Here is an 11,480-nt window from a genome sequence, read left to right on the forward strand (position 1 = left end):
CCCCCACTGACAATCGTCTGCCCATCTGGGCTAATGGCGACAGAAGAGACCCCACGCTGATCACCACGGAAGGGTTCAGCCAAGGGCTGACCTTGGAAATTCCACAACCGCACTGTGCCGCCTTCACCCCCACTGACAATCGTCTGCCCATCTGGGCTAATGGCCACAGACCAGACCCTACCCTGATCACCACCGAAAGGTTCAGCCAAGGGCAGACCTTGGAAATTCCACAACCGCACTTTGCCGTCTTCACCCCCACTGACAATCGTCTGCCCATCTGGGCTAATGGCGACAGAAGAGACCCCACCTTGATGACCACCGAAGGGTTCAGCCAAGGGCAGACCTTGGAAATTCCACAACCGCACTGTGCCGTCATCACCCCCACTGACAATCGTCTGCCCATCCGGGCTAATGGCGACAGACCTGATCTGACGCTGATCACCACGGAAGGGTTCAGCCAAGGGCAGACCTTGGAAATTCCACAACCGCACTGTGCCGTCTTCACCCACACTGACAATCGTCTGCCCATCTGGGCTAATGGCGACAGACCAGACCCCACGCTGATGACCACGGAAGGGTTCAGCCAAGGGCAGACCTTGGAAATTCCACAACCGCACTGTGCCGTCATCACCCACACTGACAATCGTCTGCCCATCTGGACTAATGGCGACAGACCAGACCCCACGCTGATGACCACGGAAGGGTTCAGCCAAGGGCTGACCTTGGAAATTCCACAACCGCACTGTGCCGTCATCACCCACACTGACAATCGTCTGCCCATCCCGGCTAATGGCGACAGACCTGACCCTACCCTGATCACCACGAAAAGGAGTTAAGACCTCCATCGCTTGTTGCAGGCTATTCTGAACTGGAGTGAGAATTTGCTCTGGCATTTTCTCCAAATTCTCACCTATGACTTGTATTGCCATAACCGAAGCTGTGAGGGGTTGGACAGGGAATATGTTCTTGATAGTTGTTGTTTTCTTTTGCAAAAAGTTTTCAATGCGGACTCTGTGAGCAAATTGCCGTTCGGCACTCCGTTCTTCTTCAGAAGCAAGGCTGCGCTGATAAAAGTTCTTGGCTTGAGATGATAAATCAGGCTTTAACTTTTCCCAATTGTTCTGCACCTCTGCTAACAATCCTCTTGGCATGAGGTATTGTTCATCTTCTTCCTTGTGCAACCACTCTCGCAAAGCATCGGCTAATTTATCATGTAACCGCCGTAAGTCTCGGTCTTGTTGTCGCCATTGGGCAAACCTCTCCCAACCCTCAATTAAAGCTTCATGGGCTAAATCAATCCACGCTTTTTCTTGCTCATCTTTCCCAGCAACCAGCAAACGTCCTTTCACCAATCCTTCATCTAGCAATTCACTTAATGCTTCCTGCTGTTCTTGGTCATTACCAGCAATGGCTAATAGTTCAGCTTTTGGTTGGCGCTGTCGCGTGTCCTTTTCTCTGTCTCCCGTCCGCACTAATCGCAGAAAAATTTGCTTAATCCAGTCCTTCTCTTGTTCATTTCGTTCTTGAGTCGGGGAATCACGCTGATAATCTTCGTAAAGATAAACATTTTCTGCATGAAAATTCAGCGCCCCTGTCAATCCTTGGAAGTTTTCATACTGTTCTAGGGTGAGTTGATGCTTTTGTCGATCGCGTTTTTCCCAGAGTCTAGTTAAAGCAAACTCCATCAACGGCAAATATCCCGGTTCTTTACCAACATCTTCTAAAATGTTTAGTACTAGTCTTTCTTCAACACTATGACCTTGAAGTTTAGCAGGTTCGGTTATTGTCTCTTTTAAATCAACTCCAGCTATACGCGGCATCAAAACAAGCTGATTTTCAATCAATTTATTTAAAGAGGGATAATCTGAACATGGTTCGAGAAAATCCGAGCGCATGGTAATCACAACTGACAACCGCGAATCGGTCATCTCTACTACCTGAGTCAGCAATTCAATAAATCTCTGCTTTTCTTCAGCAATAGAGACAGTAAATAGTTCCTCAAACTGATCTACTACCAATAAAAATTTTTCTGCACCTGTGAGATGATCCAAAATTACAGGTAAAGGATTTGCTTCATTAGTAATCAACTCCCAAAGCAATTTTTCTTTTTTCGCCCCTGGAAAAAATGCTTTCAGAACTCCCCTTAATTCCTGCAAAGGCTGAAATCCTGGCTTGATTAGCGGTAAAACTTGCCAGACACTATCATCTAATTCTGGAATCAAACCCGCCTGAACTAGAGAAGATTTACCACTCCCGGAAGCGCCAATAATCGGGACAAAGGGCTTTTGTGCCAGTTTCCCCAGAATCTTCCTCACAACCTGCTTGCGCCCAAAGAAAAACTGTTTTTGTTCCGCTTCAAAGGCTTTTAAACCTTGGTAAGGACATTCATCTTTTACCTCAAAAGTTTGAGCTTGTGTTTGATTTTTATGGGTAATTAGAGTAATCGAACGCCCCCAACCCATGCGGATTGGTTCTTGACCACTGCCTTTAAGTTCTGTAGTAAGTATATCGAAGAGGCGATCGCCTGTCACTTTTCCATGATCATTAATGTTTTCTGGTAACAAACCTGCCAGTAAAGCTGTTGTAAAAATACTGTGTTGTTCGCTTTTTTTAGCATAAGCTTGTTGAAAACCTCTGCAAGCAGCAATAAAGTAGTAATCGCGCTGTGAAATAAAGGCAGTAAGAGTTTTTTCGATGAGATTGCGTTCTAAAAATTCACCGCTATGACAGCAATCTAACAGCACTACTAGACTACTCAAGTCGGAGTCTTTAATTAAATTGTTGAGACTCCCAAGATTAATTCCGCCTGTTTGTTCAATAATTCGGTTGCCTTGAGTGACAATTGTCAAGTCAGAGGTTGCTAGATATGCTTGTTGTGTTCCTAAGCTGTCAGATACGGTAATGCCATGCCCTGTAAAGTAAATTAGGGCTTCGTTTTTAACTGCTTGTTGTTGCAAAAGTGTTTTTAAAGCTTCAGCCAACTCAGTTGTACTAACTTTCCCTTTGAGAATATCGCTGTTCTCAAAATCACCATGCGCTTCTAGTACCTGTTTTACTGCTTCGGCATCTGTAGCTGGTTTTGTGAGGTTGGAAAGCTGATTTGTATAATCTGTAATGCCAACAACAAGCGCGTAACGAGCCATCTATACATATTTAAGTTGTCTGTTACAGAATAAGATAACGTAAATACATCTAAAATCTGAGGGCTTGATGTCGAACATAGAACGTTTAGTCTTTGAAGAAGACGGGGAAATCTATACAATTCTGTTCGAGTCAAAGGAAACGCCAACTGTTCCAGAAGTAGTTACACCAGAGGTTGATGACGATAAAGAATCTTACGGTCTTCCAGCAGATGCATTTGTCAAGATTGACGAAGTTCACCATCAAATTCGAGCTTATACCAAATATGCCATTGGCGCTTTTAAAAATTTAGGTGCTGCCGAAGTTGAAGAGGTGACTTTGAAGTTTGGCTTGAAGATAGGCGGAAAAACTGGTATCCCCTTCGTAACTGAAGGTTCGGCGGAGAGTAATTTTGAAATTGAGGTGAAGTGTAAGTTTCCTGAGAAGAAGCAAAATTCCAGCACTTAAGGTTTTGCTTTAGCAGCGATGAGCTTTATACCTTCAGCTATGCGAAACATTATGGAAGCGATGTCTACGAGGTCACTGAGCGCAGTCGAAGTGCGGGCTTTGCCTACGCCTTTTGTAATTGGATGAAATACAGTTCTTCGTAGGGGCACGGCATTGCCGTGCCCCCAACCCATCTGGCATCTCAACGAGAAACAATATTGTTTTGCACAGTACGTATTCCATTTGAATGGTACTAATTACTCTACGGAAAATTACAAATAAAATATTGGCTAGGGTGAACAGTTATATCAGGGCACAACAATGTTGTGCCCCTACGCAAGATATTGGTGATAAGTTTAGTAGGAAATTTGTATTTTTTGAGGTTGCAGGTTTGTGAAGATGGGATGATAACGAAAGCGATCGCCTTTCACTCACCATCATTCACCCTTGAATCTCGGATGTTGCTGTTTAAAGCACGAAGTTCCGAGTTAAAAAGGAGAGCGATCGCCTTTTACTCACCATCATTTACTCTTGGATCTCGGACGTTGCTGTTCAGAGCTTAAAGTTTCGTGTTCTCATCTCGAAATTCCATGTTCTGAGGTTGAAGCTTCGAGTTCAGAACTCGGAACGCCGAGCAATTTACTCCAACATCCGAGTTCTTAGCCTCAACATTGCACCTAAGAAGTGCGATTGCCGAGCTATTTTCTACAACGCTGCTGCTTGAGGCTTGGATTTCCGAGATTTACGGGCGAACCTTTGCCCCATTTCCTCAACTACTCCATCTAAACCAGCACCTTGTCCACTAGCTTTGGCATAGTTATACACCTGCAAGGCGGCTGCATAAGCTTCACTACCCACTGCTATAGATGTATCATCCAGTAGCTCTTGTAATTGTGAAAAAGATAGCAATACTGGATACAAAGCTTCAAATAATTGTACGTCTTTCCGCATCTCATTGAGGTCAAACGATCGCGGTAAAAACTCTGGGTTCTGTGTCGCTACTTCCAATGCTTTGCTTACAAAAGCACGGCTTTTATCTCCCATTTTGGGTAAAGCTTTACGCTCCTCGTTACTTAAATCAATCAAAAATGGTAATTTGTCTTTAATTGTAGCGATCGCTTGCAACACAGCATCTCTATCTGATTGCGCTAGTGTTGCACTAATTGGGGCTGTGGACATAGAAAGAAATTAGTCTCCAGTATGTTGCTTAATTTTAGAGTGCCCACATATACAATTTTAATTTCAATAATACCAATAAAAATTCCAAATTAAAAAGGTGAGCTTCGTCAAAGTGCGGGTTACGCCTAAGCCTTTCACTCACCATAATTTATACCAATTTGAAAAAAGAATGTGACAAATAGACCATTTGTAGAGACGCGATTCATCGCGTCTCTACCCAAGGATGTGTTGCAATTATTAATTGAATTGGTATTACCCTTGGATCTTGGTTGTTGTAGTTGTGAACATAAAGTTCCGAGTTTTGAAGATGAACTTCCAAGTTTTGAAGGAGAAAACTGGAGTTCTGAGCCTAAATGTTGAAGCTAATAAGTCTCTTTTTCGTATTCTCCTCTTTTTACCTACTGCTTTTATTGCCATTTGCAATTGAGTCGAATACAGACCTTCTTAGAGGCACAACAATGCTGTGTTTTTACCCGCTGACTTTACTCCAAACATATTTTTGGCAGGTTTCGCAGGCGGCTTTTGCTTCCTCTGTTTGCGGATTGGTAAAGACGGGATGGTAACGTAACCTGTCACAACAAACTTGCAACCATGCACGCCAGTCACCGTGCCACAAACGTACAGTGCCATCTTCACCGCCGCTAACAATCGTCTGCCCATCGGCGCTAATCGCAACAGAATAAACCCAACCCTCATGACCACGTAAAGGTTCAGCCAAGGTCAGACCTTGCAGGTTCCACAACCTTACTGTGCCGTCATCACCGCCGCTAACAATCGCCTGCCCATCGGCACTGATGGCGACAGAATTGACAAAACCTTTATGACCACGCAAAGGTTCAGCTAAGGCAAGACCTTGCAGATTCCACAACCTTACTGTGCCATCAGTACCGCCACTAACAATCGTCTGCCCATCGGCGCTAATTGCAACAGAATTGACAAAACCCTGATGACCACGCAAAGGTTCAACTAAGGCAAGACCTTGACGATTCCACAACCTTACTGTGCCATCATCACCGCCACTAACAATCGTCTGCCCATCGGCACTGATGGTCACAGAATTGACATAACCTTGATGACCGCGAAAAGGTTTAGCTAAGGGCAGACCTTGCAGGTTCCACAAACGCACCGTGCTGTCACTACCACCACTGACAATCGTCTGCCCATCGGTACTGATAGCAACAGAATAGACCCAACCCTCATGACCACACAAAGGTTCAGCTAAGGTCAGACCTTGCAGGTTCCACAACCGCACCGTGCCGTCAGTACCGCCACTGACAATCGTCTGACCATCGGCACTGATGGTAACAGAATAGACCCAACCCTTTTGATCGCGCAAAGGTTCTGCTAAGGGAAGACCTTGGTGGTTCCAAAACCGCACTGTGCCATCAGTACCACCACTGATAATTATCTGCTTATCAGTGCTGATGGCGACAGACCTAACATTGCCTTCATGACCACGCAGAGGTTCAGCTAAGGTCAGACCTTGGCGATTCCACAACTGCACTGTACCATCAGCACCGCCACTGACAATCGTCTGCCCATCGGTGCTGATGGCCACAGAAGAGATATTACCCTCATGACCACGCAAAGGTTCAGCTAAGGAAAGACCTTGGCGATTCCACAACTGCACTGTACCATCAGCACCGCCACTGACAATCGTCTGTCCATTGGTGCTGATGGCCACAGACCTCACATTACCCGCATGACCATACAAAGGTTCAGCCAAGAGAAGACCCTGGTAATTCCACAACCGCACCATACCGTCGGCACCACCGCTGACAATCGTCTGCCCATCGGCACTGATGGCGACAGAGGAGACATCATTTTTATGCCCACGCAATGGTTTAGCTAAGGGAAGACCTTGGCAGTTCCACAACCGCACAGTGCCGTCAGCACCACCACTAACAATTATCTGCCCATCGGCACTGATGGCAACAGAAGAGACATCATTTTTATGCCCACGTAAAGGTTCAGCTAAGGAAAGACCTTGGTAATTCCACAACCTCACTGTACCGTCAGCACCGCCACTGACAATCGTCTGCCCATCAGCGCTGATGGCGACAGAAGAGACATTACCCTGATGACCACGCAAAGGTTCAGCTAAGGAAAGACCCTGGTAATTCCACAACCGCACTGTACCGTCAGCACCGCCACTGACAATCGTCTGCCCATCAGCGTTGATGGCGACAGAAGAGACATTACCCTGATGACCACGCAAAGGTTCAGCTAAGAGAAGACCTTGCAGGTTCCACAACCGCACTGTACCGTCAGCACCGCCACTGACAATCGTCTGCCCATCAGCGCTGATGCCGACAGAAGAGACATTACCCTCATGACCACAGAAGGGAATCGAGACTCTTGCTTTATTCACCACCCGATTCAAACTGTTCTGAACTGATGCAAGAATCTGCTGGGGTAGTTTGTCTTGATTCTCCCCCATAGCTTGAATTGCCAAAACTAGACTATCTAGCGGTTGTAAGGGCAATAAATTCTCTACTCTAGCCGCTTTCTCTCGCAACTGGGATTCAGTAAGCGCCCTTTCCATCTCGGCAATCCGGTCTTTGTCATCGGCATCGCGGCGCTGGTAAAAATCCTCATCTTGTTGGGGTGATTGCAAATGGGGCTGGAATTGTTGCCAGCTATCCTTCACTTCGGCCAGCAATCCCTTTTGCATTAAATATTTGTCATCCGGCCTTTCGTTCAACCATTCCCGTCGGGTATTTTCTAATGTATCGCTCAACGGTCGCAAGTCTCGGTCTTGTTGTCGCCACTGGGCAAACTGCTGCCAACTTTCAATTAAAGCTTCATGGGCTAAATCAATCCAGACTTCTCCTTTTTCATCTTTCCTAGTAACTAATAAGCGTCCTTTAACCAATCCCACTTCACCATCTAGCAACTCACTAAGTTGTTGCTGTTGATTGGCATCATCACCTGCAATATTTAATAATGTGGCTTTTGGTTGGCGCTGTCGGGTATCCTTTTCTCCCTCTCCTGTTCGCACTAACCGCAGAAAAATCTGCTTAATCCATTCTTTTTCTTGCTGACTGCGTTCTTGAGTTGGATATTCTTTCTCATAATCTTGGTAGTGATAAACATTTTCTGCATGGAGATTTAACACCGCAGTTAATCCTCCCAACTTCTCATACTCTTCTTGGGTTAGTTGATGTTTCTTTTGCTCGCGTTTCTCCCAGAGTTTAGTTAAGGCAAACTCTAACAATGGCAAACTCCCTGATTCTTGTTGAAGATTTGGGAGTATTTTTAATACTCCTGCTTCTTCAACACTATGAACCTGAAGCTTGGCAGGCTTGGCGATTGTTTCCTTTAAATCAACTCCAGTTAAAGGCACCATAACTGCTGCCTGGGTTTGAATCAGGTGAGTCAGAGAAGGATTATCTAAACAAAATTCAAGAAAATCGCCTCGCATAGTAATTACAACTGCTAACCGCGAATCATGAATCTCTACTACCCCAGTAAGTAGTTCAATAAATCTCTGCCGTTCTTCCTTATCTATACAAACTGTAAATACTTCCTCAAACTCATCTACCACCAGCAAAAATTTTTCTGTGTTAGCCACAGCCTCTGCATCATTGATAGGTTTAGTCAGGCTGCCTAAACTGTTGTCATTCTGAGCAATTTCAACCACAAGGGCGTATTGTGTCATCTTCTTTTGCTAAAACTATTGAGAAAATTACCTCTGTGCTTTAAAATACCCAAATTAGCCAGTGATTTACCCGTTAGAGTTAAAAACTCTAGATTTAAAATTCCAGTAGCGGTTGAACAATACGTGGTAGAAGCACAATATTAAAGTTTTAGTGGCTGGGATAAGCTCTATACCTTGTAGTCCGGTAGTAATTACGGGAGTGATGTCTAAGGGCGGGCTACGACCAGTTAAATTTCAGCTTAAGTTGATACCAATGGGCATTACCGTGCCACTACCTTGAGAAAAATCTCACATCGCGCTAGTCTTCATTGACGTAACTGCACGCTGTAACATTAGGCGATGACAAATCAACTCTCTCCAGTAATTCCCTCTTGCACTTGGAGCCGTCCTATCGGCTTAGGCTGGGACAAACCTTATACCGTCCGCTATGCAAGTAATATCGATGATGGTCCTTGGCATGGTATGCCTTTAGGCGGCTTTGGTGCAGGTTGCATCGGTCGTTCTTCACGGGGAGACTTTAACCTGTGGCACATCGACGGCGGTGAACATACCTTCAAAAATGTTCCCGCTTGTCAATTCAGTGTGTTTGAATCCAATAGTACATCTTCCCAAGCCTATGCTTTATCTACCCAAGCACCCGATGATGGCACTCTCAAGGCTTGGCAATGGTATCCGACACCTCCCGACACAGAGGGAACGGGCAATTATCACGCGCTATATCCACGTAGCTGGTTTGTGTATGAAAATATATTTCAAGCACAGTTGACTTGTGAGCAATTTTCTCCAGTCTGGGCAGGTAATTACCAAGAAACTAGCTACCCTGTGGCAATATTCCTCTGGAATGCCCACAACCCGACAGATGCACCGATTACTCTGGGCATTATGCTCACTTGGCAAAATATGGTAGGCTGGTTTACAAACGGTCTCAAATCTCCCGAAGTGCGGGTGCGCGATGATGGTAGTCCGGTTTACGAATACCAACCGCGCTGGGACGAAAGTCAAGAAAACTATAACCAGATAGTTGAAAATACACAACAGGTTGGCTGTGTTTTAGGTCGAATTGGTAGTGATGAACCTTTGCAAGAAGGTGATGGAACTTGGTGTATTGCAACGCTGAAACATCCCCAAGTAGAAATATTTCACCACAGCCGCTGGAATCCTAAAGGTATGGGTGAGGAAATATGGGAAAGCTTTGCCCAAGATGGGTCTTTGCCTAATTATGTTGATACTACTCCAGCAACAGAGAATACACAAATTGGGGCTGCGATCGCAATCCGTTTCACTCTCCAACCAGGCGAAACTCTGGAAATTCCCTTTGTCGTCGCTTGGGATTTGCCGATCACAGAATTTGCGGCTGGAGTTAACTATTACCGCAGATATACAGACTTTTTTAGTAGAAATGGCAACAACGCCTGGGCGATCGCATCCACTGCGTTACAAGAATACCAAACCTGGCGATCGCAAATTCAAAGTTGGCAAAAACCCATTCTTGACCGGGAAGATTTACCCAACTGGTTTAAAATGGCTCTATTTAATGAGCTTTATGACCTCACCAGTGGCGGTACTCTCTGGAGTGCAGCATCAGAACTTGACCCCATCGGTCAGTTTGCGGTGCTAGAGTGCTTAGATTACCGTTGGTATGAAAGTCTAGATGTGCGGTTGTATGGCTCTTTTGCCCTGCTGATGCTATTTCCAGAATTAGAAAAGTCGGTAATTCGAGCATTTGCACGGGCGATTCCTCAAGGTGATGATACTCCCCGAATCATTGGCTATTACATGACAATTAAGGCAGAAAGCCCGATTGCAGTTCGCAAAGTTGCAGGTGCAACACCCCACGATTTAGGCGCACCCAATGAACACGTTTGGGAGAAAACTAACTACACCAGCTATCAAGACTGTAATTTATGGAAAGATTTAGGTAGTGATTTTGTTTTGCAAGTATACCGTGATTTTTTGCTCACGGGTGCTGACGATGTAGAATTCCTGGCAGATTGCTGGAATGCGATCGTTCAAACCCTCGACTACCTGAAAACTTTTGATCTCGACGGCGATGGGATTCCGGAAAATTCTGGCGCACCCGACCAAACCTTTGATGATTGGCGGTTACAAGGAGTCAGCGCCTATTGTGGGGGGTTGTGGTTGGCGGCGTTAGAGGCTGCGATCGCAATTAGTGATATTTTATTAACTTACCAGATAGGTAACACAACAGAGTTGGCAGCGCAAAAATCCACTTATGAAACTTGGTTACAACAATCTCTTCCTATTTACCAAGAAAAACTCTGGAATGGGGAATATTACCGACTTGATAGTAAAAGTGGTTCCGATGTGGTGATGGCAGATCAATTGTGCGGACAATTCTACGCTCGTCTGCTGGATTTACCTGATATTGTACCGAGCGATCGCTCCCTTTCTGCTCTGAAAACTGTTTATGATGCTTGCTTTTTGAAATTCTGCAATGGTGAGTTTGGTGCTGCTAATGGTGTTCGTCGTGATGGTTCACCAGAAAATCCCAAAGCTACTCATCCCTTAGAAGTTTGGACGGGAATAAACTTTGGGCTGGCGGCTTTTCTCGTGCAGATGGGTATGAAAGATGAAGCCTTGAGGTTGACGCAAGCTGTGGTGCAGCAAATTTATGAAAATGGTCTGCAATTTCGCACCCCGGAAGCTATCACTGCAACTGGTACTTTTCGCGCTAGCACTTACCTGCGGCCAATGGCGATTTGGGGAATTTACTTAGTTATTAATTGATTGACTATCAAAGCGGTTCTCGTTTTGATGCAATACACGTAGATTTCATTGGTGTCAATTAAGCTGAAATCTTCTGACTGTATGAGTTTTCCTCTCTCCCCAAAATTGGCCTACGGTGTACACACAAGTCTGAAATAGTTTACTCACCTGGTTTTTCACGTCAGTTTTACCCCACCCTAACCCTCCCCTTGAAAGGCTACGGTGTATACACAAGTCCTTCTGACCCCCTCTAATATCATGTTCGCATAATCGCTTATGATAAAAGTCAAGAGTGCATCTATGAACTATGCCGAAACGGATCAATATAGCGACACATTTAAATATT

The 11,480-nt window shown here is 45.1% G+C and carries 7 protein-coding genes; 4 read left to right on the forward strand and 3 right to left on the reverse strand.

Going from position 1 to position 11,480, the window contains the following annotated elements; genetic code table 11:
- On the reverse strand, window positions 1-3,143 hold a 3,143-nt coding region (locus V7K60_RS18115), incomplete at its 3' end, for an nSTAND1 domain-containing NTPase (protein WP_334927212.1).
- Window positions 3,144-3,210: 67 nt separating this feature from the next.
- Here V7K60_RS18115 and V7K60_RS18120 point away from each other — a divergent pair.
- Together V7K60_RS18120 and V7K60_RS18125 are read left to right on the forward strand one after the other, a co-directional pair.
- A complete protein-coding gene (locus tag V7K60_RS18120) occupies window positions 3,211-3,588 on the forward strand; it encodes a CU044_2847 family protein (RefSeq protein WP_334927213.1) in 378 nt (125 codons plus the stop codon).
- A 305-nt stretch (window positions 3,589-3,893) separates the two neighbouring features.
- Window positions 3,894-4,130 (forward strand): hypothetical protein, encoded by a 237-nt coding sequence (locus V7K60_RS18125; protein ID WP_334927214.1) that lies wholly within the window; start codon window positions 3,894-3,896, stop codon window positions 4,128-4,130.
- 142 nt (window positions 4,131-4,272) lie between these two features.
- On the opposite strand, the gene V7K60_RS18130 is transcribed toward V7K60_RS18125, so the two are convergent.
- On the reverse strand, window positions 4,273-4,746 hold the full coding sequence (locus tag V7K60_RS18130) for a hypothetical protein (protein WP_334927215.1): 474 nt from the start codon (window positions 4,744-4,746) through the stop codon (window positions 4,273-4,275).
- A 171-nt stretch (window positions 4,747-4,917) separates the two neighbouring features.
- On the opposite strand from V7K60_RS18130, the gene V7K60_RS18135 reads away from it, so the two are divergent.
- The gene (locus V7K60_RS18135) at window positions 4,918-5,106 is read left to right on the forward strand and encodes a hypothetical protein (protein ID WP_334927216.1); all 189 of its coding nucleotides are present in this window, start codon (window positions 4,918-4,920) and stop codon (window positions 5,104-5,106) included.
- 109 nt (window positions 5,107-5,215) lie between these two features.
- On the opposite strand, the gene V7K60_RS18140 is transcribed toward V7K60_RS18135, so the two are convergent.
- A complete protein-coding gene (locus V7K60_RS18140; RefSeq protein ID WP_334927217.1) occupies window positions 5,216-8,407 on the reverse strand; it encodes a WD40 repeat domain-containing protein in 3,192 nt (1,063 codons plus the stop codon).
- 339 nt (window positions 8,408-8,746) lie between these two features.
- On the opposite strand from V7K60_RS18140, the gene V7K60_RS18145 reads away from it, so the two are divergent.
- The gene (locus V7K60_RS18145; RefSeq protein ID WP_334927218.1) at window positions 8,747-11,155 is read left to right on the forward strand and encodes a GH116 family glycosyl hydrolase; all 2,409 of its coding nucleotides are present in this window, start codon (window positions 8,747-8,749) and stop codon (window positions 11,153-11,155) included.
- Window positions 11,156-11,480 lie beyond the last annotated feature (325 nt).

This window comes from Nostoc sp., assembly GCF_036917555.1.
In the GTDB taxonomy this organism is placed as follows: Bacteria; Cyanobacteriota; Cyanobacteriia; order Cyanobacteriales; family Nostocaceae; genus Nostoc.

Excerpts from the sequence above, each read along its gene's own strand:
- V7K60_RS18120 (WP_334927213.1), top strand. The coding sequence starts at position 3,211 with ATGTCGAACATAGAACGTTTAGTCTTTGAAGAAGACGGGGAAATCTAT.
- V7K60_RS18145 (WP_334927218.1), top strand. The coding sequence starts at position 8,747 with ATGACAAATCAACTCTCTCCAGTAATTCCCTCTTGCACTTGGAGCCGT.
- V7K60_RS18130 (WP_334927215.1), bottom strand. The coding sequence starts at position 4,746 with ATGTCCACAGCCCCAATTAGTGCAACACTAGCGCAATCAGATAGAGAT.
- V7K60_RS18140 (WP_334927217.1), bottom strand. The coding sequence starts at position 8,407 with ATGACACAATACGCCCTTGTGGTTGAAATTGCTCAGAATGACAACAGT.